Source organism: Halobellus captivus (assembly GCF_003697845.1).
Lineage (GTDB): Archaea > Halobacteriota > Halobacteria > Halobacteriales > Haloferacaceae > Halorubrum > Halorubrum glutamatedens.
The window spans coordinates 59976-83224 of record NZ_RDQE01000009.1; the positions used below are offsets into that span (position 1 = coordinate 59976).

At 70.5% G+C, this 23249-nt stretch carries 21 protein-coding genes; 13 read left to right on the forward strand and 8 right to left on the reverse strand.

From position 1 onward, the window contains the following. Window positions 1-188: 188 nt before the first annotated feature. The 6 genes from dapA to EAO78_RS11465 all read left to right on the forward strand — a co-directional run bounded on the left by dapA (window position 189) and on the right by EAO78_RS11465 (window position 6524). The gene (gene dapA, locus EAO78_RS11440) at window positions 189-1166 is read left to right on the forward strand and encodes a 4-hydroxy-tetrahydrodipicolinate synthase (protein ID WP_122105973.1); all 978 of its coding nucleotides are present in this window, start codon (window positions 189-191) and stop codon (window positions 1164-1166) included. Beyond that, window positions 1163-1954 carry a 4-hydroxy-tetrahydrodipicolinate reductase gene (gene dapB, locus EAO78_RS11445; RefSeq protein ID WP_122105974.1) on the forward strand — a complete coding sequence of 264 codons (792 nt, stop codon included), beginning with the start codon at window positions 1163-1165 and terminating at the stop codon, window positions 1952-1954. The genes dapA and dapB overlap by 4 nt, the downstream gene beginning before the upstream one ends. Before the next feature lie 130 nt (window positions 1955-2084). Further along, complete coding sequence (locus EAO78_RS11450) at window positions 2085-2924, forward strand: 2,3,4,5-tetrahydropyridine-2,6-dicarboxylate N-succinyltransferase (protein WP_122105975.1); 840 nt, start codon at window positions 2085-2087, stop codon at window positions 2922-2924. Next, window positions 2921-4288: a diaminopimelate decarboxylase gene (gene lysA / locus EAO78_RS11455; RefSeq protein ID WP_122105976.1), complete on the forward strand. Its 1368-nt coding sequence runs from the start codon at window positions 2921-2923 to the stop codon at window positions 4286-4288. Before EAO78_RS11450 ends, lysA begins: the two co-directional genes overlap by 4 nt. After that, a complete protein-coding gene (gene dapF, locus EAO78_RS11460) occupies window positions 4285-5268 on the forward strand; it encodes a diaminopimelate epimerase (protein WP_122105977.1) in 984 nt (327 codons plus the stop codon). The genes lysA and dapF overlap by 4 nt, the downstream gene beginning before the upstream one ends. After that, the gene (locus tag EAO78_RS11465) at window positions 5265-6524 is read left to right on the forward strand and encodes a M20/M25/M40 family metallo-hydrolase (RefSeq protein WP_122105978.1); all 1260 of its coding nucleotides are present in this window, start codon (window positions 5265-5267) and stop codon (window positions 6522-6524) included. The genes dapF and EAO78_RS11465 overlap by 4 nt, the downstream gene beginning before the upstream one ends. Before the next feature lie 55 nt (window positions 6525-6579). Here the strand turns inward: EAO78_RS11465 and EAO78_RS11470 are convergent, their stop codons facing one another. Then, complete coding sequence (locus EAO78_RS11470) at window positions 6580-6987, reverse strand: zinc ribbon domain-containing protein (protein WP_122105979.1); 408 nt, start codon at window positions 6985-6987, stop codon at window positions 6580-6582. 67 nt (window positions 6988-7054) lie between these two features. Further along, the gene (locus tag EAO78_RS11475; protein ID WP_122105980.1) at window positions 7055-7552 is read right to left on the reverse strand and encodes a LabA-like NYN domain-containing protein; all 498 of its coding nucleotides are present in this window, start codon (window positions 7550-7552) and stop codon (window positions 7055-7057) included. A 127-nt stretch (window positions 7553-7679) separates the two neighbouring features. On the opposite strand from EAO78_RS11475, the gene EAO78_RS11480 reads away from it, so the two are divergent. Beyond that, a complete protein-coding gene (locus EAO78_RS11480; RefSeq protein ID WP_122105981.1) occupies window positions 7680-8987 on the forward strand; it encodes a glycoside hydrolase family 68 protein in 1308 nt (435 codons plus the stop codon). Between the two features lie 37 nt (window positions 8988-9024). On the opposite strand, the gene EAO78_RS11485 is transcribed toward EAO78_RS11480, so the two are convergent. The 5 genes from EAO78_RS11485 to tpiA all read right to left on the reverse strand — a co-directional run bounded on the left by EAO78_RS11485 (window position 9025) and on the right by tpiA (window position 14267). Then, window positions 9025-9819: an acyl-CoA synthetase family protein gene (locus tag EAO78_RS11485; RefSeq protein WP_238987679.1), complete on the reverse strand. Its 795-nt coding sequence runs from the start codon at window positions 9817-9819 to the stop codon at window positions 9025-9027. A gap of 1 nt (window position 9820) precedes the next feature. Next, the gene (locus EAO78_RS11490; RefSeq protein ID WP_122105982.1) at window positions 9821-10141 is read right to left on the reverse strand and encodes a cupin domain-containing protein; all 321 of its coding nucleotides are present in this window, start codon (window positions 10139-10141) and stop codon (window positions 9821-9823) included. A gap of 91 nt (window positions 10142-10232) precedes the next feature. Then, window positions 10233-11396, reverse strand: coding sequence for a molecular chaperone DnaJ (dnaJ, locus tag EAO78_RS11495; RefSeq protein ID WP_122105983.1), 1164 nt, complete (start codon window positions 11394-11396; stop codon window positions 10233-10235). A 68-nt stretch (window positions 11397-11464) separates the two neighbouring features. Further along, window positions 11465-13402, reverse strand: coding sequence for a molecular chaperone DnaK (dnaK, locus tag EAO78_RS11500; RefSeq protein ID WP_203227872.1), 1938 nt, complete (start codon window positions 13400-13402; stop codon window positions 11465-11467). A gap of 220 nt (window positions 13403-13622) precedes the next feature. After that, complete coding sequence (tpiA, locus tag EAO78_RS11505; protein ID WP_122105985.1) at window positions 13623-14267, reverse strand: triose-phosphate isomerase; 645 nt, start codon at window positions 14265-14267, stop codon at window positions 13623-13625. Window positions 14268-14405: 138 nt separating this feature from the next. Between tpiA and EAO78_RS11510 the strand changes: the two genes are divergently transcribed. The 3 genes from EAO78_RS11510 (at window position 14406) to EAO78_RS11520 (ending at window position 18435) form a co-directional block, all read left to right on the forward strand. Further along, on the forward strand, window positions 14406-15182 hold the full coding sequence (locus EAO78_RS11510; protein ID WP_122105986.1) for a DICT sensory domain-containing protein: 777 nt from the start codon (window positions 14406-14408) through the stop codon (window positions 15180-15182). Window positions 15183-15258: 76 nt separating this feature from the next. Next, a complete protein-coding gene (locus EAO78_RS11515) occupies window positions 15259-18165 on the forward strand; it encodes a bacterio-opsin activator domain-containing protein (RefSeq protein ID WP_122105987.1) in 2907 nt (968 codons plus the stop codon). A 129-nt stretch (window positions 18166-18294) separates the two neighbouring features. Next, window positions 18295-18435 (forward strand): rubrerythrin-like domain-containing protein, encoded by a 141-nt coding sequence (locus EAO78_RS11520; RefSeq protein WP_122105988.1) that lies wholly within the window; start codon window positions 18295-18297, stop codon window positions 18433-18435. Between the two features lie 4 nt (window positions 18436-18439). On the opposite strand, the gene EAO78_RS11525 is transcribed toward EAO78_RS11520, so the two are convergent. Continuing rightward, window positions 18440-18964, reverse strand: coding sequence for a multiprotein bridging factor aMBF1 (locus EAO78_RS11525; protein ID WP_122105989.1), 525 nt, complete (start codon window positions 18962-18964; stop codon window positions 18440-18442). Window positions 18965-19117: 153 nt separating this feature from the next. Here EAO78_RS11525 and EAO78_RS11530 point away from each other — a divergent pair, with 153 nt between their 5' ends. From EAO78_RS11530 to EAO78_RS11540, 3 genes are all read left to right on the forward strand, one after another. Then, window positions 19118-20086, forward strand: a complete 969-nt coding sequence (locus tag EAO78_RS11530; protein WP_122105990.1) for an aldo/keto reductase — start codon at window positions 19118-19120, stop codon at window positions 20084-20086. A gap of 101 nt (window positions 20087-20187) precedes the next feature. Beyond that, window positions 20188-20877 carry a hypothetical protein gene (locus tag EAO78_RS11535; protein WP_122105991.1) on the forward strand — a complete coding sequence of 230 codons (690 nt, stop codon included), beginning with the start codon at window positions 20188-20190 and terminating at the stop codon, window positions 20875-20877. Between the two features lie 439 nt (window positions 20878-21316). Continuing rightward, on the forward strand, window positions 21317-23248 hold the full coding sequence (locus tag EAO78_RS11540; protein WP_122106088.1) for a DEAD/DEAH box helicase: 1932 nt from the start codon (window positions 21317-21319) through the stop codon (window positions 23246-23248). Window position 23249 lies beyond the last annotated feature (1 nt).

A 23249-nucleotide genomic window follows, 5' to 3' on the forward strand; every position in this document is an offset into this window, starting at 1 on the left:
CGAAGAAACGCGCGTGACGCGTCCACAGGCGGGAGTGGCGACCCCGTCCCGGACGACCCCCGACCCGCGCGCGACCGTTCCGCGACGAACGCGTTCGTTCCGATGAACCGTCCGTAACGACGATCCGCAACGACCCGTCAGCAAACGACCGTCAGCAACGACGCGACCGACGCCACACCACGACACCGATGACGAACACTACGACGACAACGACGCCCTACACGACCGATGACGGCACCGACCGAGTACCGACCGACGAACCGTTCGAGGGGGTCTACCCCGCGATGACGACCCCGTTCACCGACGAGAACGGGATCGACCACGACCGGCTCGCCGAGAACGCCCGCCACCTCGAGCGGGCGGGCGTCGACGGGGTGGTCCCCGCCGGCTCCACGGGGGAGTCCGCGACGATGACCCACGACGAGCACATCGAGGTGGTCGAGACCGTTCGCGACGCCGTCGACGACGTGCCCGTGATCGCGGGCACGGGCTCGAACAACACCGCCGAGGCGCTCTCGCTCTCCCGCCGGGCCGCGGAGGCGGGCGCGGACGGGCTCCTCCTCATCTCGCCGTACTACAACAAGCCGGAGCCCGAGGGCTTCCTCGAACACTACCGGGCGATCGCCGACGAAGTGGACCTCCCGCAGATCGTCTACAACGTCCCCTCGCGGACGGGGCAGTCGATCCCCGTCGACGTCGCGGTCGAGCTCGCGAGCCATCCCAACGTTCAGGGATACAAGGCCGCCTCGGGCGACCTGAACCGGATCAGCGAGATAATCGAGCGGACCCGCGAGGAGGAGTTCTCCGTGCTCTCGGGCGACGACGGGCTCACGCTCCCGACGCTCTCGGTCGGCGGGACGGGCACGATAAGCGTCGTCGCGAACGTCGAGCCGGAGCGTGCGTGTGCGATGGTCGGCTCGGCGCTCTCGGGCGACTACGACCGCGCGCGGGAGCTCCACCACGAGCTCGCGCCGCTGGTCCGCGCGCTGTTCGCCGAGACCAACCCGATCCCGGTGACGGAGGCGATGCACGTCCGCGGCCGCGGCGGCCCGCACGTCCGGTCGCCGCTCACCCGACTCTCCGAGGAGCGCCGTGAGGACCTCCGGGAGCTGCTCGCGGAGTACGAGGAGGGGACGCCGACGGCGACGGAGGGAGGGACCGAATGACCGACGCCGACCTCCGGATCGCGGTCACGGGTGCGGGCGGCCGAATGGGCCGGGAGGTCATCGAGGCCGCGACGGCCCGGGAGGGCGTGACGGTCGCGGTCGCGGTCAACCGCACCGCCACGGACTCGGTCGCGGGCGTCGACGTCGCGGACGCGACACGGCTCGCCGACCTGCTCGCCGAAACCGATCCCGACGTGCTCGTCGACTTCACGGGACCGGCGTCGGCCGCCGACTACGCCGAGACCGCCGCGGACGCCGGCGTGGCGGTCGTCACCGGGACGACCGGTTTCGACTCCGGGGGGACGGCGCGGCTCCGGGCCGCGAGCGAGACCGTCCCCCTGCTGAAGGCGTCGAACTTCGCCCGGGGGGTCGCCGCGCTCCGCCGGGCGGTCCGCGAGGCGGTCGCGGCCGTCCCGGGATATGACGTGGAGCTGACCGAGACCCATCACCACGGGAAGCGGGACGCTCCGTCGGGAACGGCGAAGACGCTCCTCGCCGACGTGGAGGGGGTTCGCGAGGACCTCGACCGTCGAGTTCACGGCCGCGAGGACGACGCGCCCCGCGAGCCCGACGAGATCGGCGTCCACGCGAGACGCGCCGGCGACGTGACCGGCGAACACGAGGTGTTGCTCGCGGGCAACCGCGAGACGCTCGCGCTCACGCACCGCGCCGGCGACCGCGGCGTGTTCGCGGAGGGGGCGCTCGACGCCGCGACGTGGCTGGCCGGTCGCGACCCCGGCTGGTACGACTTCGACGACGTCCTCGGCGGAAAGGGGGACGGAGCGTGATCGGCCGACTGAGGGGCGGACCGAGCATGAGCGACCGACGGGCTCGATCGGGAGCGAGCGAACGAGCGGGTGAGTCATCCGTGAACACACATCGACGAATAAATACCGTCGGTCGGCATCAGGGGGAACAATGACGCTCGAATCCGACGTGTCCGACCTCTGGCGACGATACGAGGGCGGGCTCTCGGCCGCGGAGACGACCGCCGACGACGTGGCGGTCCTCGACGACTTCCTCGCGGCGCTGGAGGCCGGCGAGGTACGCGCCGCCGAGAAGACCGGCGACGACGTGACGAGTTGGGAGGCGAACGAGTGGGTCAAACGGGGGATCCTGCTCAACTTCGGGCTGCGAGAGACCGAGCCACGCGAGTACGGCGGCGTGACCTACTACGACGTGTTGCCGCTGCGGAACACCGACGACCTCGCGGAACGCGGCACCCGGAACACCCCGGACGGGACCGTGCTCCGCCGCGGGGCCTACCTCGGGAGCGACTGTATCCTGATGAGCCCGTCGTTCCTCAACATGGGCGCGTACGTCGGCGACGGGACGCTCGTCGACTCCTGTGACACGGTCGGCTCCTGCGCGCAGATCGGCGCGGACGTGAAACTCGGCGCGAACACCCTGATCGGCGGCGTGCTGGAGCCGATCGAGGACGCGCCCGTCGTGATCGAGGACGGCGTCTCGCTCGGGGCGGGCTGTCGGGTCACGAGCGGGTTCCGCGTCGGCGAGGGCTCGATCGTCGGCGAGAACACGCTCCTCACGCCGCGGATCCCCGTCTACGACCTCGTCGAGGAGGAAGTGATATACGGCCACCTCCCCGGTGAGCGGCGGGCGTTCACGCGGATGGTGGAATCGTCCGTCGGCGACCACGACCTCTTCGAGGGCGGCGCCTACAAGCCCGCGGTCGTCGCCACCCACGTCGAGGAGGAGACGCTCGAGGCGACCCGGCGCGAGGGGGCGCTCCGGGAATGACGGCGAGGACGCCGGACGGATCCGACGCGAGCGCCCCCGGTGGCGACGGTTCGAGTGCGGATCCCGTCGTCCGACGCACGGACGACTGGGACGCCGACCGACTCCACGAACTCGCCGCCGAGCACGACACGCCGCTGTACGTCCAGGACCTCGATCGGGTTCGCGAGAACTGCGAGCGCCTGCTCGCCGCGTTCCCCGACGCGGACGTGCGGTACGCGGTCAAGGCACACACCGGCCGCGCGGTGTTGGAGACCGTTCGCGAGGCGGGACTCGACGCCGAATGTGCCTCCGCCGGCGAACTCGACCGCGCGCTCGCGGCCGGCTTCGGCGGCGATCGGCTCCACTACACCGCGGTCAACCCGCCCGCCCGCGACCTCGACCACGTCGTCGACGTCGCGGACCGGGAGCCGGACCTCACGATAACGGCCGGCGCGGTCGACACGCTCGACCGGCTGGCCGAGCGGGGCTACGACGGCCGGCTCTGTCTCCGGGTGAACCCCGGCGTCGGCGCGGGCCACCACGAGAAGGTCCGGACCGGCGCGGCCCCGAAGTTCGGCGTCCCCTACGACCGGGCCGCGCGAATCGCCCGCGAGGCGGCCGGGCGGTTCGACGTGGTCGGGATCCACGCGCACGCTGGCTCCGGGATCGACCCCGACCAGCTCGACAGCCACCGGGAGCTCGTCTCGCGGATGGGAGAGCTCGCGCGGGAGCTGATCGACGCGGAGTCGGACGGCGACGCGAGCGCACGGGAATCGGATCCCCTCGATCTCGAGTACGTCGACGTCGGCGGCGGCTTCGGCGTCCCGTACCACGAGGACGACGAACCGCTCGACCTGCCCGCCGTCGCGGAGGCGACGCGGGACGCGGTCGGCGACCTCCCGGGGCTCGCGCTCGCGATCGAGCCCGGCCGGTACGTCGTCGCCGACGCGGGCGTCCTCCTGACGCGGGTGAACACGGTGAAGCCGACGCCGGGAGGGACCGTCGTCGGCGTCGACGCCGGGATGACGGACCTCCTCCGTCCCGCGATGTACGACGCCTACCACCCGATCCGGAACCTCGGCGGGGCCGACGGCGAGCCGGCCCCGGCGGATCGGGAGGAGACCGCCGTCACCGTCGCAGGACCTATCTGTGAGACCGGCGATACCTTCTGTACGAACCGCGCGAGCGCGCGGCCGGCCCGCGGGGACCTCCTCGCGGTCGGGATCGCGGGCGCGTACGGATACGAGATGGCGAACCAGTACAACTCGCGGCCGCGGCCCGCGGAGGTCGCGCTGGCGGACGGGGAGGCGACCGTCGTCCGGCGGCGCGAGCGGCTCGCGGACCTCACGACGGTCGAGCGGGAGTCGGCGGAGGTGGAGCGATGAGCACCCACGCCGTTCCGGTCGAGAAGTACCACGGCACGGGCAACGACTTCCTCGTGGTCGACGCCGCCGAGGGCGTCGGCGACCGGGCGGCGTTCGCCCGGGCGTACTGCGACCGCGAGACGGGGATCTCGGCCGACACGGTCGATGAGAGCGGCTCGAGGACGGACGGCCGGACCGATTCGAAGGACTCGAGCGACGACCACGCCGGCCGTCGCGGCGCCGACGGCGTCCTCTTCCTGGAGATCGGCGAGCGCTATCGGCCGACCCGCGTCGTGATGACGCTCGTCCAGCCGGACGGCTCGACGGCCGCCATGTGCGGCAACGGGGCGCGCGTCGTCGCCCGCTGGGCGCACGACCGAACCGGCGAGCACGAGTTCATGATCGACACGCAGGCGGGGACCCGCCGGGCGACCGTGAGTCCCGACTCCGCTTCGGCGACCATCGAGATGGGGACGCCGCGATTCGACCCGGCCGCGATGCCCGTCGACCGCGACGAGCCGCTCGTCGAGGAGGAGATCGAGGGACTCACCGTCACCGCCGTCGACACCGGCGTTCCACACGCCGTGGCGTTCCTCGAGGGTGGACGCGACGCCCCCGACGGGATCGACGCGGTCGACATCGACACGGTCGCGCCGCCGGTCAGACACGCGGACGTCTTCCCGCAGGGCGCGAACGTGAACCTGGCCGCGGTCGTCGACGAGGGGACGGTCGCCGGCGACGCGGAGGGAGACGATCACCCGGCCGTCATCGATCAGCGCACCTTCGAGCGCGGCGTCGAGGGTGAGACGCGCTCGTGCGGCACCGGAGCGGTCGCCGTCGTCGCGGTCGCCCGCCGGTTGGGCCTGATCGACGGCGACACGGCGGTGACCCGGCCGCCGGGCGGCGAGTTGCGCATTACGGTCCCGGACGACGACCACGCGACGCTGACCGGTCCGGTCGCCCGCGAGTTCTCGGGACGGGTCGCGGCCGATCCGCGATGACCGACGCCGCCGACCCCGGCGACGACCTCGCTGGGAGCGGCTTCGACCCGATCGGGTTCCTCGAGGCGGCCGTCTCGACCCCCTCACACGAGGACGTCGCGGAGATGCGTCGACTGCTCGTGGAGACGCTCGAGGGGTTCGGCGTCGACGTCGCCGTCGACGAGGCCGGCTGCGTCGTCGCCGAGAAGGCCTCCCCGAACCCCGAAAACGGCCCGCACGTCGTCGCGAACACCCACATCGACACCGTCACACCACACGTCGCGTTCGAACGTGATCGGGCCGCGACCGGTCCGGAGGCCGGGACGACGGCGGACGACGAGAGAACCGCGAACGACGCGGAAACGGACGGGACCGACGTGATCCGGGGTCGCGGGGCGTGTGACGCCAAGGGACCGCTGGCGGCGCTCCTGTACGGGTTCCTCGCGGCCGATCCGGATCGAGGTCGGCTCACGCTGGCGGTGACGCCCGACGAGGAGACGCTCTCTCTCGGGGCCGCGGCGCTTTCCGGGAAGCTTTCGGGAGGCGAGGACCGCCTCGACGGCGACCTGTACCTCGTCGGCGAGCCCACGGGTCTCGACGTCTGTACGGCCGCGAAGGGACGGTTCCAGGGACGCGTCGAGCTCTCGGGCGAGGCGGCACACGCCGCCGAGTTCGCCGGCGCGAACGCGGTCGCGGCCGCCGAGGGTGCGCTCGCCGCCATCCGTCGGTTCGACGAGGACGCGGAGGACCACCCGCAACTCGGCGCGCCGAAGCTCACGCCGACCGTCGTCGAGGGCGGCGGGGCGACGAACCAGGTGCCCGCCGACTGCGCGATCACGGTCGACCGGCGGAGCGTCCCGCCGGAGACCGCGGAAGGGTTCCGCAGCGGCCTCGCGGACGCGGTCCGAACGGCGGTCGGCGCGACGGACGGGAGCGCGGCGAACGTCGACGTCGACGTCTCCCTCACCGACCGCGAGTCCCCGTTCTTCGAGGCGTTCTCGACCGATCCGGACCACGAGTTCGTCCATCTCGTCGCGACGGCGGCGCGGACCGCGACCGTGGGGCTCCCGGGGAGCCGCGGCGGCGAGGTCCGCCCGTTCGGCGCGGCCACGGAGGCGTCGTACTTCGCGCCGGCTCCCACGGTCGTCTTCGGGCCGGGTGACCTCGCGGACGACGCCGGCGCGGTGGCCCACGCCGAACGCGAGTACGTCAGGGTCCGCGAGGTCGAGGCCGCGGCCGCGACGGTCGCGAGCGTCCTCGATCGCGTGCTCGGGTGAGACGCCGGCGTGAGGGACGGATCGGCCGGGTCGGACGGCCGCGGGTCGCCGCGAGCTATCCGATGAAGAAGTCGATCGCGTCGCCGGTCGACTGGCCCTTGTACAGCTCCGAGTAGCCGCAGTTCGCACACGAGACGACGACGAACCGGCGGTTCTGGACGTCGAACAGCTTCGTGAGACCGGTCCCGCTCGTCGCGATCTCGTCGGTCTCCGTCTCCTCGCCGCCGCACTTCGGACAGCCGGCGTCGCCGTCGGATCCGAGGGTCTCCGGGTCGGCGTCCGCACGGCTCTCGTTCCAGGCGCGGTTCCCGTCGTCGTACTCCGCGCGGCCGGGTCCGGGTCCGTCGTCGGTCGAGTTGTCGTCCGTGGGACCGTCATCAGCGGGGCTGCCGTCCGCTGATTCGTCGTCAGTCGGGTCGTCACCGAAGACGGAGTAGTTCGTGTCGCTCTCGTCGGAGGGCATCGATCCGACGCTGAACCGTCGTCGATAAAGGTTTTCCGGCGACGCGGCTCACGGCGGTCCGACGACGCTACAGCAGGAAGCGGTCCTCGTGCTCGTCGATGTCGACGAAGTCGTCGACGGCGGCGACGAGTTCGTCGGCCGTGGAGCTGCCGAGGCCGATCGCTTCCACGCGGACGCCCTCGTGTCTGAGGTGCGAACAGAGCCTGGCGAAGTCGCCGTCGCCGGTACACAACACCACGGTGTCGACGTGGTTCGCGAGCGTCACCGCGTCGAGGCTCATCCCCACGTCCCAGTCGGCCTTCTTCGAGCCGTCGGCGAACGTCTTGATGTCCTTGATCTTGGCCTCGAAACCGATGTCGCGTAACGCCTCGAAGAAGCTCTCCTCCTCCGGCGAGTCCGCACGGATCACGTAGGCGATGGCCCGGACCAGAGACCGGTCGCGGACCGCCTCCTCGAGCAGCGCCGAGTAGTCGATGTTCCGGGAGTATCGACTCTGTGCGGAGTGATAGAGGTTCTGTGAGTCGGCGAGGACGCCGACGCGCTGTGCGGGATGAGTGTCGACCATACGTGACCGACCGTCGGCATCGATTAGGGTCTTGGGATCCGGCGCGAGCGCGTGTCGAGCCCGTCCCGCCCAGCCGATTTTTAACGGGTGTAGTAACCGTTTTTTATCCGACCGTCGAACGGCCGGTATGGCGAACGACCGCGACGACCGCGACGACCGTGACGGCCGCGCCGCCTGGACGCGGGAGGCCGCCGGCCGGATCGAGCGCTCCGACGACGCCGTCGCGCCGATCATCTACCCGCCGGAGACGGATCGATTCGAGGGGTTCCACGTCTGGGACACGTGGCCGATGCGGAACCGCGACGGGAGCCTCGCTGAGATCGACGGCTACCGCGTCGTCTGTGCACTCACGGCGACCGACGACCTGCTTCCGGGCAAGCGTCACGACGTGGCGTCGATCCACTACTTCACCTCGCCGGACGGCGAGTCGTGGAGCCACGGCGGCCCGCTCTTCTCCGGCGACGCGCTCGGGTCCCGACAGTGGGCCGGCTCCACGACGTACGACGACGGTGACGTCTACGCCTTCTACACCGCCGCGGGCGAGCGCGACGAGGGCGAACTCGCGTACACCCAGCGGATCGCGGGCGCGACCAGCGGAACGGTCAGCGTCGACGACGACGGACTCCGGATCGGAGGCGAGTGGGACCACGAGGTCCTCCTGGAGCCCGACGGCGAGTACTACGAACGCGAGGACCAGTCGCGGGGCATGACCTACACGTTCCGCGACCCGTGGTTCTTCGAGGACCCCGAGAGCGGCGAGACGTACCTCCTCTTCGAGGCGAACACCCCGATACCGGAGGGGGCGGCTCCCTGTGGGGGCGACGCCGAGGCCGCGTCGTTCAACGGAAGCGTCGGGATCGCGCGCTCGCCGACCGGCGATCCGACCGAGTGGGAGCTGGAGCCGCCGCTTCTCGACGCCGTCTGCGTCAACCAGGAGCTGGAGCGCCCCCATCTCGTCGTCCGCGACGGCACCTACTACCTGTTCGTCTCGAGCCACCAGCACACGTTCGCGCCGGGTATCGTCGGCTACGACGCGCTGTACGGCTTCGTCGCCGACGACCTCCGCGGCGAGTACCGGCCGCTGAACGGGCACGGCATGGTGGCGACCAACCCCGCGAACGCGCCGTTCCAGTCGTACTCCTGGACCGTCTACGACCACGGCGACGAGGTGCTCGTGGTCAGTTTCTTCAACTACTACGAGTACGTCGGCGAGAGCCTCGACGGGATCGCGGACCTCCCCGAGAGCGAGCAGCGCCGCCGGTTCGGCGGAACACTCGCGCCGACCCTCCGGGTCGGCCTCGACGGAGACCGGACCGAACTGATCGGAACCCTTCGGCACGGGTCCCTCCCGCTCCCGTCCGAGGAGCTCTCTCCCGTCGACCGCGGCGGCCGACCGCGCGGGACGGATCGGGACGGCGGTTCCTATCGGTCGTAGTCGGTCGAGATCCTCGCTGTTCCTCTTCCCTTCCGTTTCAGCCGTCGAGCGCCGGCAGCGACGTCACGTCGACCCGGGCGGCTTCGGGCGGCTCCGCGTCCACGTCGTCGACGACGGCCAGGTCCCCGCGAGGTTTCGATCCCGGCTCCGGGCCCGATCCCGGCCGCGCGCCCGTCCCCGTTTCCTCCACTCGGTCCCCGAGGACGACCACGCCCCCGCGGGCGAGCGGCGCGATCACGCCCGCCGCGAGCGCCCGCGGGTCCGCGAACGTCGTCCGGACGACGACCCGCGTGCCGGCGTCGATCCCGTGGTCCGCGGCCGCGGCCTCCGCTGCGTCGACGAGCCGACCGTGCGAGACGGTCCCGTGATCGCCGCGGACGACGGGGTCGTCCGGCGAGACCGTCGACGGCGGCATCGCGGGGTTCTCGCTCCAGAGCTCCTGCTCCCAGTGCGTCGTCTCGGGACGCTCGGGCGGCCCGTCGAAGACGGCGAGGTTCGTTCCGGGCGGCGGGTCGACCGTCGGCTCGGCCGCGACGGGGGCCACCACGACCCGGTCGCCGGCGTCGACACCCGCAGCCGGATCGAACCGGACCGCCGCGCCGAGGCCCGCCGCACCGAGGAACGCCAGCGTGGTGTGAAGTCCCGGCGTCGGGTCGACCGCGACCGTCGACCCCTCGCGCGCGCCGAGATAGCGAAGCACGTTCGCCGCCTTGTACGCGTTGGTGATCAGATCGTGAGCGGTTCGTTCGCGGCCGTCCGCCGTGACGAGCGCGGGATCGCGGCTCCGCCGGTCGCGCACGAGCAGGTCGCCGACGACGTCGAGCGTCACCACGTCAGGGCGCGCCCGCCACCACCATCCGGGAGCCGTCCGCCTCGAACGAGAGCGTGCGGCTCGACTCGGGGTCGACGCGGACCGCGTCGCCGGCGGCGAGCGCGACGGACTCGTCGTCGACCTCCATCGTCGCCTCGCCCTCGAGGAGGACGTACACCTCCTCCTGGCCGTCCTCGGCGTGGTCGTGTTCCATGCCGTCCCAGTCGGCGTCGCCCTCGACGACGGTGACGCCGAGTTCGGCACAGTCGAGCGCCTCGCGCAGGAAGTACATGCCGGGCGCTTTCGGTTCGACGGCCGTGTAGCTGACTTCGTCGTAGCCCATACCGTACGATGGGGTCGCCATCCCGAAAAAGCTACCCTCGGAATCGGGGTCGCCGTCGCAGGTCGCGGCTCGGTCCCGCGATCGCAACCCCTCAGAACGAGCTCTTCAGCTTCTCGAAGAAGCCGCCGCCGACGTCGATGTCCTCGCCGCCGGCCTCCGCGAACGCCTCCAGCGCCTCGCGCTGCTCCTCGTTGAGCGACTCGGGGACGACGACGGCCACCTGGACGTAGAGGTCCCCGCGTCCGCGACGCCGGAGGTGGGGCATTCCCTTCCCCTTCAGCCGGAACGTCTCGCCGCTCTGGGTACCCGCGGGCACGTCCATCTCGACGGTGCCGTCGACCGTCTCCACGTCGACCGTGTCGCCGAAGACCGCCTGCGGGAACGAGACCGCCTCGTTGACGCGGAGGTCGTCGCCGTCGCGCTCGAACCGGTCGCCGACGTCGACGTCGACCTCGATCAGGAGGTCGCCGTTCGGACCGCCGTTCTCGCCGGGCGCGCCCTCGCGTTCCATCCGGAGGCTCTGACCCGACTGGATGCCCGCCGGCACCTCGACGGTGAGCGTGGCCTCCTCGCGGACGACCCCGTCGCCGCCGCAGTCGGCACAGTCCTCGCTGTACACCTCACCCGTTCCCTCACACCGCGGGCAGGTGGAGGTCTGCTGGACGCGCCCGAGCGGCGTCTGCTGGACCTGCCGGACCTGCCCCTGGCCGTTACACTGCGAACACGTGCTCACGTCGGCGTCCGGCGGGTGTCCGTCGCCGCCGCAGGTGTCACACCGCGTCGGGCGCGTGATCGTGAACTGCTTTTCGGTCCCCTCGAACGCCTCCTCGAGGTCGACCGTGAGGCCCGTCCGGAGGTCGCTGCCCTGGCGCGGCCGGTCGTCGCGGCGACCGCCGCGGCCGCCCGAACCCCCGCCACCGCCGAAGAACTGGTTGAAGATGTCCTCGAAGCCGCCGGCGCCGCCGGCGCCGCCGAACGGACCGCCCGCGCCGCCGGGGCCGGCTCCGCCGCCGGTCGCGCCGCGTTTGTCCGCCTCGGTGAACCGCTCGTGGCCGAGCTGGTCGTACTGCTGGCGCTTCCCTTCGTCCGTGAGCACCTCCTTGGCCTTCTGTATCCGCTTGAACCGCTCCTCGGCGTCGTCGTCGTCGCTGACGTCGGGGTGGTGTTTCGCGGCCTTCTTCCGGTACGCCTTCTTGATCTCGTCCTCGCCGGCGTCCCGGGAGACACCCAAGACGTCGTAGAAGTTCTCGCTCATGCGTTACGTTGTTGGAGTGGTCGTAGCTGGGTCGTGTTAAGCGGCGTGGCCGAGGGCGGAACGCCGAGTTACTCCTCGTCGTCCTCGTCGTCGACGTCCTCGAAGTCGGCGTCGACGTACTCCTCGTCGTCCCCCGTACCGTTCGCGCCGGCGGCGCCGGGGCCCGCACCGCCCATGCCGCCCGGACCGGCACCGCCCATGCCGCCCATGCCGCCGGGGCCGGCGCCCCCCGCGCCGCCCGGACCGGCCTGTGCGGCCTGCTGTTCCTGGTACATCTGCTTGCCGATCTCCTGAAGCTGTTCGGAGAGCGCCTCGGTGACCTCCTCGATCTCCTCGGTCTCGGCGTCCTCGTCCTCCAGCGTCTCCTCGACGTCCTCGATCGCCGCCTCGATGTCGGCGACGAGGTCGTCGTCGACGTTCTCCTCGTTCTCCTCGAGGAGCGTCTCCGCGCGCTGGATCGACGTCTCGGCCTCGTTTCGGGCCTCGATGCGCTCGCGACGGGCCTCGTCCTCCTCGGCGTGTTTCTCGGCTTCCTCCTGCATCTCCTCGATCTCCTCGTCGGAGAGGCCGACGCCGCCCTCGATGGTGATCGACTCGGCGTTGCCCGAGCCCTGGTCCTCGGCCTCGACGTTGACGATGCCGTTCTCGTCGATGTTGAAGGAGACCTCGATCTGCGGGGTCCCCGCGGGCGCCGGCGGGATGCCCGACAGCTGGAAGGCGCCGAGAAGCTCGTTCTCGTCGGCGATCTCGCGTTCGCCCTGGAAGACGCGGACGTTGACGGAGGTCTGGTTGTCCGCGGCCGTGGTGAACACCTTCGACTCCTCGGTGGGGATCGTGGTGTTCTTCTCGATGAGCCGCTCGAAGAGGCCGCCCTTCACCTCGATCCCGAGCGAGAGCGGGGTCACGTCCAGCAGCACGATGTCGTCGACGTCGCCGGAGAGCACGCCACCCTGGACCGCCGCGCCGAGCGCGACCGCCTCGTCGGGGTTGACGTTCTTCTTCGGCTCCTGGCCGACGAGCTCCTCGACCTTCGACTGGACCTGCGGCATCCGGGTGGAGCCGCCGACGAGGATGACCTCGTCGATGTCGCCCTTGTCGTAGCCGGCGTCGGAGAGGGCCTGCTCGGTCGGATCGACGGTGCGCTCGAGGAGGTCGGAGGTGAGGTTCTCGAAGGTCGCGCGCGTGACGGACTGTTCGAGGTGGACCGGGCCGCTGTCGGTCGCGGTGATGAAGGGGAGATTGACCGTGGTCTCCTTCTTGTTCGACAGCTCGATCTTCGCCTCCTCGGCGGCGTCCTTCAGCCGCTGGAGCGCCTGCCGGTCGCCGCGTAGGTCGATCCCGTGGTCGTTCTCGAACTCCTCGGCGATGTGGTCGATGAGCGCCTCGTCCCAGTCGTCGCCGCCGAGGTCGTTGTCCCCGTTCGTGGCGACGACCTCGTAGACGCCGCCGCCCAGGTCCAGCACCGACACGTCGAACGTGCCGCCCCCGAGGTCGTACACGAGGACGGTCTGGTCCGACTCGTCGTCGAGCCCGTACGCCATGGAGGCGGCGGTCGGCTCGTTGACGATGCGCTCGACGTCGAAGCCGGCGATCTCGCCGGCGTCCTTCGTCGCCTGGCGCTGCTTGTCGTTGAAGTAGGCGGGGACCGTGATCACGGCCTTCTCGACGTCGTCGCCGAGGTACTCCTCGGCGTCGCGTTTGATCTTCTGGAGGATCATCGCCGAGATCTGCTCGGGGCTGTACTCGTCGTCCCCGATCTCGACCGTGTAGTCCTCCTCGCCCATGTGCCGTTTGATCGACTGGATCGTCCGGTCGGGGTTCTGGACGGCCTGGTTCTTCGCCGGCTTCCCGACGAGCCGCTCGCCGTCGTCGGAGAAGGCGACGACGGACGGCGTCGTCCGGTCGCCCTCCGCGTTCGCGATGATCTCGGGCTCGTCGCCCTCCATCACCGCGAAGGCGGAGTTGGTGGTACCGAGGTCGATACCCAGGATCTTGTTGGTCGCCATCTTGCCCACAAATACCGGCTTGTGTCGGTTAAAGGTTACTAGACGCCCCGATATCGGGATCGATCCGATCCCGTCTCCGTCGTGCGGTTTCCTCGATCGTGTTATCCACTCACATCGATGTCTTTATACTGACCCGCAAGCCCATCCGAGAAACGCGGCCGGAACGTCCCGAACGCTCGGACTCCGAAGGTCCAGGTCCCGAACGCGCGGGCCCGAGGTTTCAGATCCCGGAGACGAGGTCCTCGAGCACCGCCGCCGGGTCGTCGGCCTTGGCGACGCCGGACGCGAGGAGGACGCCGGACGCGCCGAGGTCGCCCGCGGCGTCCACGTCGTCGCCGGTGGAGACGCCGGCCCCGCAGAACACGTCGACCGCGGGGTCGACGTCCTCGGCCGCCGCGACCGCGTCCTCGACGATCCCGGGGTCGGCCGTCGCGACGGAGACGTCGCCGCCGATGAGCTCCGGAGGCTCGACGGCGACCGCGTCGGGAGAGAGCGCCGCGGCCGCGCCGATCTGCGCCGGGTTGTTCGCACAGACGACCGTCTCCAGGTCGGCCCGCTCTGCCGCCCGGACCGAGCCGTCGACGTCGGCGAGCTTGAGCCGGTTCTCCGAGTGGTTGATGAGCGTCCCCTCGGCTCCGTTGTCGGCGACCGCCTCCGCCAGCGTCGAGCCGGTGTGGGAGCCGTGCGCGTTCGGCGAGACGTGCTGGGCCCACGTCTCCACGCCCGTCTCCGCGACGCGAGCGAGGTCGGCCGCCTGCGGGGCGACGCCGATCCGCGCGCCGGACGCCTCGGCGACGTCGCGAGCCGCGGTCGCGACCTCGATCGGATCACAGGGATACGCCTTGAGGTTCACCAGGATGAACATACTCGCGGTAACGGGCGGGGCCGCAAATACCTTCGTGGTCCGTGGAGTTTCGTGGTCGGTGCGGCCTCCCGGAGTAACACTATTAACCCGCGGGGGAGACCGACACACGAACCCGCGTTTCGACGGGTCCGATATCGCATGTCGCTCATCGAGATCATCTCCGGGGTGGAGGCCCGCGAAGCCACGCTGACGGTGTTCGATCCGGACCCGACCGTCGCCGAGACGCTCGCGGAGCACTTCGCCGACCGCAACCTCCGGGTGGTCGCGGAGCGGCCGGCGGAGGGTCCGACGGGGTACGCCGTGCTCGAGCGCGGCGGCGAGTTCGTGACCGCGACCGCGATCGGCGAGCTCCTTCCCGCCGGCGACGACGCTCCCGACGACGATCCCGTTGATGACGGACCTCGCGACGACGACGACGCCACCCCCCGACGGGTCGGCCGGCCGATCCTCGATCACCTCGACGAGACGCTCTTCACCTCCTACTCGCATGCGGACATGGTCGCCGCCTCCCGCGAGATCGAGGACCGTGCCTGGCGCGTCGGCGACGGGGAGCTCCACGCGGGGTTCCAGACCCTCGACGTCCTGACCGGCGAGTCGAACACGTACGACCGCCTCGGCGGAAGGGACCGTCTCGACGTTCACGCGTACGCGGCCGCCGAGGGCAACGCGCCGGAAACCGACCAGTACGAGGTTCACATCGGCCGCACAGCGGAGATCCGCGAGACGTGGTTCGTCGCCTACGACGGCGGCAGCTTCGACGGCGCGAAGTGCGTGCTGCTCGCCGAGGAGCGCGAACCGGGCCGGTTCTACGGCTTCTGGAGCTACGATCCCGACACGGTCGATCGGGTCATCGACTACCTGACGGACCGGTACTGGGGGTCCGAACCGCGGGACGAAGACGACGCAACGGCCTGAACCCGTCACTCCGGTCGTCGGATCCCTCGCGGCGATGGGCGGTGTCTTGAACCGTACCGACGTTCAAGGGTGGACAATGATCCTCGAGTCGAGCGCGGCTCCCCGCTCGCGGCTGCTTTTGGTCGGGGACGCGACGTGGACGGAGCCGTTCGCGGACGCGTTGGAGACGGAGCTCGAAGCGACGGTGCGGACGGTTTCGACGGGCGCACGCGCGCTCGAAGCGATCCGAACTCGGTGGCCCGACGCCGTCGTCACCACGAACCGACTGCCCGAGAGCTCCGGGGCCGACCTGGTCCGTTCGATCCGGGACCGCGACTCGACGCTTCCCGTGGTTCTGGCGACCGCGTACGGAAGCGAGGCGGTCGCGAGCGACGCCGTCGCCGCCGGCGTCAGCGACTACGTCCGCCTCGATCTCGACGACGACCCGGTTCCGAAACTTCTCGATCGGATCGGGAGCGCGCTCGAGACTGCGCGACGCGAGCGCGCCCGACACGACCGCGCCAGGCAGTTCGACGCGATATTCCACGACGCGCGGACCGCGACGTGGGTGCTCGACGCCGACGGATCGGTCGATCGGATGAACGGGACCGCTCGCGAGTTGTCGCGCGCCCGCATCACGTCGGGAACGGCCGCCGCCGACGGTCCGGGCGAGGCGGCCGAAACCGCCGCCGAACCCCTCTGGGACCTTCCGCGCTGGGCGGACGCCGATCACGTCCGGGAGGACGTGAGGGGGGTGGTCGAGACCGCGCTCGACGGCGGTTTCGGTCGCGCCGTCGTCATCCACGAGCCCGACGGCGACGACCGAGCCGTGATCGAACTGTCCGCGCGTCCGGTCACGGACGACCGCGGCGAGTTGATCTCCGTCGTCGTCGAGGGGGTCGACGTCACGGACCACGCCGACGTGGAGCGCGACCTCCGCCGGTCCGAGGAGCTCCATCGGGTCACGCTCAACAACATGACCGACACGGTCCTCATCACCGACGAGGACGGCGAGTACACCTACGTCTGTCCCAACGTCCACTTCATCTTCGGATATACCGCCGAGGAGATACGCGAACTCGGGACCATCGACGACCTCCTGGGCGAGGACCTCTTCGACCGGGAGGCCCTCGCCGCGGAGGGCGTGTTGAAGAACATCGAGTGTACGGTGAAAGACGAGGCGGGACGCGAGCACACGCTCCTGGTCAACGTCCGGGAGGTGTCCATCCACGACGGGACCCTGCTGTACAGCTGTCGTGACATCACCAAGCGCAAACAGCGTGAACGGGCGCTCGCAACCCTCCAGGAGACGGCACGCGAGTTCCTGTACGCCGGAACCGACGCGGAGATCGCCCGGCGCGTCACGGCGGACGCCCCGGACGTGCTCGGCCTCGACGCGGGGGCGGTGTACCGGTTCGATCCCGACGCCAACGTGCTCCGTCCGATCGCGTACTCCGACGGGATGCGGGAGGTCCACGGACCGCCATCGCCGGTCGATGCGGACGGGGAGACGCTCGTGGGGCACGCGTTCGTCGAGAACGAGCGGCTGTTCCTCGACGACGTCCACGCCGACGATCGGCTCGCGGACCGGTCGACGGACCTCCGAAGTGCCGCGTTCATCCCGCTCGGGGAGAACGGCGTGTTCGTCGCCGGGACGGCCGCGGTCGGCGCGTTCGACGAAGTGACGCGGGAGCTCGCCGACCTGCTCGCGGCGACCGCCGAGGCCGCGTTCGACCGCATCGATCGGGAGGAGCGGCTCCGCGAACAGGATCGGGAGCTGCAGCGACGAAACGATCGGCTCACGGCGTTGAACCGCATCAACGAGACGATCCGGGAGGTCGACGGCGCGCTCGTTCGCGCGGAGACCCGCGAGGAGATCGAACACGCGGTCTGTGAGCTGTTGACCGGCGACGACCGGTTCCGGTTCGCGTGGATCGGGTCGGCGGAGGCCGCCGGCGGGAGTCTCACCCCGCGTGCGTGGGCCGGCACTGGGCGGGGATACCTCGACGAGCAGTCCGTCCCGGTGGCCGACGACGACGGCGAACCCGCCGGGCGGACCGCGGCGACGGGCGAGGTGACCGTGATCGGGAACGTCCCGGGCGGACTCCGCGAGGAGGAGTGGCGCAAGGCCGCGGTCTCGCGGGACTACCTCTCCGCGATCAGCGTGCCGCTCGTCTATAACGAACTGACGTACGGCGTGCTCACCGTCTACGCCGGGGAGCGGGAGGCCTTCTCCGGAATGGTCCGGGAGGTCTTCACCGAGCTCGGCGAGACGATCGCCTCCGCGATGGGCGCGATCGAGCGGAAGAACGCGCTGGTGACGACGTCGACGACGCGCGTCGAGTTCGCCGTCGACGACCCGTCGTTCCTCCTCTCGCGGCTGGCGCGTGACGCCTCGTGTACGGTGGCCTATCAGGGCGGCGCACGTCAGACGGAGAAGGGTAGCTACGTCTTCGTCGACGTGGACGGGGCGGCAGTCGAGACGGTTGCGGCGGTCGCACGGGAGCTCCTCGTGGTGGAGTCCGTCCGGGAGATCAACGCGACGGAGGCGGGGGGCGTGTTGCGGTTGCGGCTCTCGCGACCCTTCCTCGCACAGGAGCTGGCCGACCACGGGGTCGTGTTTCACAGCGCGTCCGCCACGCCGTCGTCGACGAGCGTCGTCGTCGACGTTCCCGAGGGCGTCGACGTCTCGCGGATCGGCCGACTTCTGGAGCAGACCTTCGAGGGGACCCGGCTCGTCTCGAAGCGGACCCGGGATCGCACGGCCGAGGACGACCTCCACTCGCGGTTCCTCGGCGAGCTGACCGACCGACAGCTCGAGGTGATCCAGACCGCGTACTACGCCGGGTTCTTCGAGTCGCCGCGGGAGCGCTCCGGCGAGGAGATCGCCGAGACGCTCGACGTCTCCTCGTCCGCGTTCTACCAGCACGCCCGTGCAGTCCAGCGAAAACTGTTCTCCGCGCTCTTCGAGGACCGGAACGCCGACGTCGTCGAGTCGGCCTAAGGGCCCCTGTAGGTTCAATATCCAACTACCCAAACGAGATCGGGTTGAACATTGAACCGCACGCTACTCGTGGCTTCCGCCGCTACCGTCCGGTAGAGCATCCGGACCGAACGGTGCTCGCGTATCACAATGAGAGACGTGACCCAAGGAGTCGGTAGAGAGGCCGCCTACGAGTGTTTCGATTGCGGGAACGTCGTCGACGGGACGAATCCGGGAACCTGTCCCGAGTGCGGGAGCACGATGCGGAACCGCGGGACGCCGCTCGAGTAAGCGCTCAGTCCTTCCGTTTGACCACGTCGCCGAGCGTCATCGTGCCCGCGTCGTTCGACTCCCAGTCGGCGTCGACCTCCTCGCCCTCGACGAGCGAGACGTCGAGCGCGCGCTCGAGTTTCCGCTGGATCTCGTCGGTGGGAAGCGTGTCGCCGCGCTCGAGCTTCCGGATCAGGCTCGCCTTCTCGTTGAGGTCGTCGGCGAGCTCCTCCTGACTCAGTCCCTTCGACTCCCGCGCCTTCCGGATCCGGTCGTCGTAGTCGGTGGCGATCTCCTCCATGTCGTCGAACATGTCGCGAGGCCGCTGCGAACCGCCCGACGAACCGCCGGATCCGGAGGACGAGGAGGACGACGAGGGGGTCCCCGAACTGGAGCTCGTCGAGTACTTGCTCCCGGCCGAACTGCTCGGCTCCTCGCGGACCTCCGTGCCGAAGTCCGTACAGGAGCTACACAGCTCCAACTCGGCGCCTTCGACCTTCGTCGTCGTCAGCGAGGCCTGCTCGGCACCACACATTTCACACTGGGGCATACGCGACGGTAACGCAGCCGGTCGTATAAAGGGTGCGCCGCGACGAGCCGGCGGCCGCCGACTCGACGGCGAGGGGAACGGTCCCGACGCGTCCCGGTTCCCGGATCGCCGGCCCGCCACGGGACTTATCCCTCGGGCGTGGAGACCGAACGTATGGAGTACACGACGCTCGGGAGCACGGGAACGACCGTGAGCCGGCTCTGCCTCGGCTGTATGAGCTTCGGGAGCGGACACGACTGGATGCTCGATCCCGGGGAGGGACGGGAGCTGATCGAGCGCGCGCTCGACCTCGGGATCACCTTCTTCGACACCGCGAACGTCTATTCGAACGGAGAGAGCGAGGAGGTCCTCGGGGACGTGCTCGGCGAGTACGACCGGGACCGTCAGGTCGTCGCCACCAAGGTGTACGGCGAGATGGACGAGTCGAACCCGAACTCCGGCGGGCTCTCCCGGAAGGCGATAGAACAGGAGCTCGAGCACAGCCTCGATCGGCTCGGGATGGAGACGGTCGACCTCTACCAGATCCATCGCTGGGACTACGACACCCCGATCGAGGAGACGCTCGCCGCCCTCGACGACGCGGTCCGTCGCGGGCAGGTCCGCCACGTCGGGGCGTCGTCGATGTGGGCCCACCAGTTCGCCGAGGCGCTCCACACCAGCGACCGCGAAGGATACGAGCGGTTCGCCACCATGCAGAACCTCTACAACCTCGCGTACCGCGAGGAGGAACGCGAGATGCTCCCGCTCTGCGATCGGGAGGGGATCGGCGTGATGCCCTGGAGCCCGGTCGGCGCGGGCTACCTGACGCGTCCCTACGAGGCGGACGACGCGACCACGCGCGGGGAACACGAGACGGACGTCGGCCGACCGTACCGCGAGGGCGGCGGCGAGGAGATCAACGCCCGCGTCGAGGAACTCGCGGACGAGAAGGGGATGGAGATGGCACAGATCGCGCTCGCGTGGGTACTGGAGAAGGACGTCGTCGACGCGCCGATCGTGGGAACCTCGAGCGTCGAACACCTCGAGGACGCGGTCGAGGCGCTCGACGTCGACCTCTCGGACTCCGACGTGGAGTGGCTGGAGGAGCCCTACGAGCCGGTCCGCGTCTCCGGCCACGAGTGAGCGGTTCCGGACGAACGAGGACCGGCGGTCCGCTTCGATCCCCACGACGGGACCGTGTGTCGCCGTAACAATCATAAGAACCCGCTCTATATCCACACCCAGTGGCATCCCGACAGGGCGGGCCGGGGGGCGCCGAGACACCCCGTCCCGGATCGACGGAGCGTCGCACCGCGTCCACGACCGCGCCGCCGGGTCGGAGCCGGCGGGCGACGACGGCCGGCTCCCTCCCGCCGGAGCCGCGGAGCCCTCGACGCGCGGTCGCCCGATCGCCGGAGGACCCTCCGCTCCGGGACCCGGGTTTGTACGCGCTCACGGACCACTTCCGGAAGCGACTCGAACAGCCCGGGAGGTACGTCTCCACGCGGACCGTCACCGACGCGATCCGCCGCGGGCAGCTCCGCTGGAACCGGACCGACGGCTGGCGGTTCGCGCTCGTCGAGGGCGGGATCCGGTTCGTCGTCGTCGTGGGCGACACCGAGACCGACTCGCCGGTCGTCGTCACCGGCTGGACCGAGGTCGCGGACCGCGAGGCCGCCCTGGAGGCGGGGCGGTTCGACCCGGTCGACGTCGACACCATCGCGCTCCGGGCCGCGCTCAGCGAGGCGTCCGAGACGGCGATCCCCGACCGGATCCGCCCGCGTGCAGTCACGCGTCCGTTCGTCGTCGGGGGACACCGGCTGGAGACCGACCCCGGCGAGCCGTTCGTCCGCTGTGTCGAGTGCGGCTGCCGGTTCCGATCGAAGGAAGCGATCACCTCCCGCCGCTGTCGCGGACCGTCGTCCGGACGGTAGACGTCGCGTCCGCGTCGTGATCCACCGAAACGGCCGGAACCGAGACCCTTGAGGCCCGTATCCGAACCCACGTTCCGCGGTGGCGCGACCGGTGAGCGTCCGGGAGGGCGCGAACCGAACGCGAGGGAGTCGCTGGCGCGGTTCCGCGCCAGCGACGAGGCTGGGGAGGCGTGAGGTGCGGGACCGTGCGGTGTGGTCGGGACTCAGAGAGACAGTCGCGATTCCCGCGAACGAAGTGAGCGGGAAGTCGGGAGACGGAGTCTCCCGGAAGGACGAATCCCGGCGACACAAGGACCACAGCGAGCAACGCGAGCGAGAACTGAAGCGAGCCGCGGGAGTCCTCGTGACCGGGGCTTTGGACGTGTTCACGTCGTTCATCGCTTCGCTCCAGTCGCCCGCGGACGCTACCCATTTCCGCGTCGCGGTCGAACCGGGAGTGATGACCGACGACACCGGCGCTCCCGCCGCCGGCGACGATCCTGAAACGTCCTCCGGCGACGATTCCGAGACGCACTCGAGTGACGACTCCGAGATGCCTGACGCTGACCCCGAAACCCCCACCGACGTTCCGCTCGACCGGTTCCATGAAGCACTCGAGGCCGAGGAGCGTCCCGTCGCGACCGCCAGCGAGGTCGCGCGGCGGCTGGGGACGACGCAGGCCGCCGCCCGCGACGCCCTCGCCGACCTCGTCGAGCGCGGCGACGTGGACCGCCTCGACGTCGAGAGCGACCCCGTCGTCTTCTACCCGAGCGACTGGGGCGCGCTGGCTACCCGCGAGCGTGTGGTCGCCTTCCCGAGCCGCCGGGAGATCGTCGTCGACCGACCGACGCAGTTCACCCGGGCGCGGCTCTCACAGTTCGCGTACCTCGTCGACACGACCGGCACCGAGCCCGGCACGCGGGGGTACCTCTACCGGATCCGCCAGGAGGACGTGTGGGCCGCCCCGTTCGAGGACGCCGACGCGCTGATCGCGAGCCTGCGGTCCGTCCTTCCGCGTCGGTTCGAGCACCTCGAGGAGTGGATCCGCGACCAGTGGCGGCGCGCGCACCGCTTCCGGTTGTACACCCACGAGGACGGCTACGTCGTCCTCGAGGCCGCCAACGAGAGCCTGATGGGCAACGTCGCCGAGAACCACCTCGAGGACGGCCAGCTCCGCGCGCCGATCTCCGAGACGGAAGCGTGGGTGAACGAGGACGCCGTCGCGAGCGTCAAGCGCGCGCTGTACGACGCGGGCTACCCGGTCGAGGACGACCGCGACCTCGAGACGGGCGACCCGGTCGACGTCGACCTCACGACCGATCTCCGGGACTACCAGGAGACGTGGGTCGAGACGTTCCTCGAGTCGCGGTCGGGGGTGTACGTCGGGCCGCCGGGGTCGGGCAAGACGGTCGCCGCCATCGCGACGATCGCGGCCGTGGGCGGCGAGACCCTGATCCTGGTCCCGTCCCGCGAGCTCGCCGGGCAGTGGCGCGAGGAGCTGCTGGCCCACTCGACGGTCGACCCCGCCGACGTGGGGCTGTACCACGGGGGGGAAAAGGAGATCCGGCCGGTCACGATCGCGACCTACCAGATCGCGGGGATGGACCGGCACCGGAGCCTGTTCGACTCGAGGGAGTGGGGCCTGATCTGTTTCGACGAGGCGCACCACGTCACCGCGCCGGTGTACTCCCGGACCGCCGAGCTCCAGAGCAAGCATCGGCTCGGCCTCTCGGCGACGCCGGTCCGCGAGACGGGCAGCGAGGAGGAGATCTACACCCTGATCGGCCAGCCGATCGGGGCCGACTGGGACGCGCTGTTCGAGGCGGGGTTCGTCCAGGAGCCGGAAGTCGAGATCCGGTACGTCCCCTGGCGTGAGGAGCTGGCACGAAACGAGTACGCCAGCGCGGACGGTCGGGAACGTCGGCGGCTCGCCGCGGAGAACCCGGCGAAGGTCGAGGAGGTCCGCTACCTGCTCGCGGCCCACCGCGACAGGAAGGCGCTCGTGTTCATCGAGTACCTCGACCACGGCGAGGCGATCGCCGAGGCCATCGACGCGCCCTTCATCAGCGGGGAGACTCCCCATCACGAGCGCGCGGAGCTGTTTCGGCGGTTCCGAGACGAGGAGAGCGACCTCGACACGCTCGTCGTCTCCCGGGTCGGCGACGAGGGGATCGACCTGCCGAACGCGGAGCTCGCGGTCGTCGCGAGCGGCCTCGGCGGCTCCCGTCGGCAGGGCTCCCAGCGCGCGGGACGGACGATGCGCCCCGCGGGCTCGGCGCTCGTGTACGTGCTCGCGACCCGCGGGACGAGCGAGGAGGAGTTCGCCCAGCGGCAGATGCGCCACCTCGCGCGCAAGGGAGTGCGGGTGCGGGAGACGAACACCGCGGAGTGAT

Bases quoted from the DNA above. Each gene is read 5' to 3' on its own strand.
- EAO78_RS11465 (WP_122105978.1), top strand. From the start codon at position 5,265: ATGACCGACGCCGCCGACCCCGGCGACGACCTCGCTGGGAGCGGCTTC.
- dnaJ (WP_122105983.1), bottom strand. From the start codon at position 11,396: ATGAGCGAGAACTTCTACGACGTCTTGGGTGTCTCCCGGGACGCCGGC.
- EAO78_RS11525 (WP_122105989.1), bottom strand. From the start codon at position 18,964: ATGCCCCAGTGTGAAATGTGTGGTGCCGAGCAGGCCTCGCTGACGACG.
- dapF (WP_122105977.1), top strand. From the start codon at position 4,285: ATGAGCACCCACGCCGTTCCGGTCGAGAAGTACCACGGCACGGGCAAC.
- EAO78_RS11450 (WP_122105975.1), top strand. From the start codon at position 2,085: ATGACGCTCGAATCCGACGTGTCCGACCTCTGGCGACGATACGAGGGC.
- EAO78_RS11530 (WP_122105990.1), top strand. From the start codon at position 19,118: ATGGAGTACACGACGCTCGGGAGCACGGGAACGACCGTGAGCCGGCTC.
- dnaK (WP_203227872.1), bottom strand. From the start codon at position 13,402: ATGGCGACCAACAAGATCCTGGGTATCGACCTCGGTACCACCAACTCC.
- EAO78_RS11480 (WP_122105981.1), top strand. From the start codon at position 7,680: ATGGCGAACGACCGCGACGACCGCGACGACCGTGACGGCCGCGCCGCC.
- EAO78_RS11475 (WP_122105980.1), bottom strand. From the start codon at position 7,552: ATGGTCGACACTCATCCCGCACAGCGCGTCGGCGTCCTCGCCGACTCA.
- EAO78_RS11470 (WP_122105979.1), bottom strand. From the start codon at position 6,987: ATGCCCTCCGACGAGAGCGACACGAACTACTCCGTCTTCGGTGACGAC.
- tpiA (WP_122105985.1), bottom strand. From the start codon at position 14,267: ATGTTCATCCTGGTGAACCTCAAGGCGTATCCCTGTGATCCGATCGAG.
- EAO78_RS11510 (WP_122105986.1), top strand. From the start codon at position 14,406: ATGTCGCTCATCGAGATCATCTCCGGGGTGGAGGCCCGCGAAGCCACG.
- EAO78_RS11490 (WP_122105982.1), bottom strand. From the start codon at position 10,141: ATGGGCTACGACGAAGTCAGCTACACGGCCGTCGAACCGAAAGCGCCC.
- dapB (WP_122105974.1), top strand. From the start codon at position 1,163: ATGACCGACGCCGACCTCCGGATCGCGGTCACGGGTGCGGGCGGCCGA.
- EAO78_RS11540 (WP_122106088.1), top strand. From the start codon at position 21,317: ATGACCGACGACACCGGCGCTCCCGCCGCCGGCGACGATCCTGAAACG.
- EAO78_RS11520 (WP_122105988.1), top strand. From the start codon at position 18,295: ATGAGAGACGTGACCCAAGGAGTCGGTAGAGAGGCCGCCTACGAGTGT.
- EAO78_RS11515 (WP_122105987.1), top strand. From the start codon at position 15,259: ATGATCCTCGAGTCGAGCGCGGCTCCCCGCTCGCGGCTGCTTTTGGTC.
- lysA (WP_122105976.1), top strand. From the start codon at position 2,921: ATGACGGCGAGGACGCCGGACGGATCCGACGCGAGCGCCCCCGGTGGC.
- dapA (WP_122105973.1), top strand. From the start codon at position 189: ATGACGAACACTACGACGACAACGACGCCCTACACGACCGATGACGGC.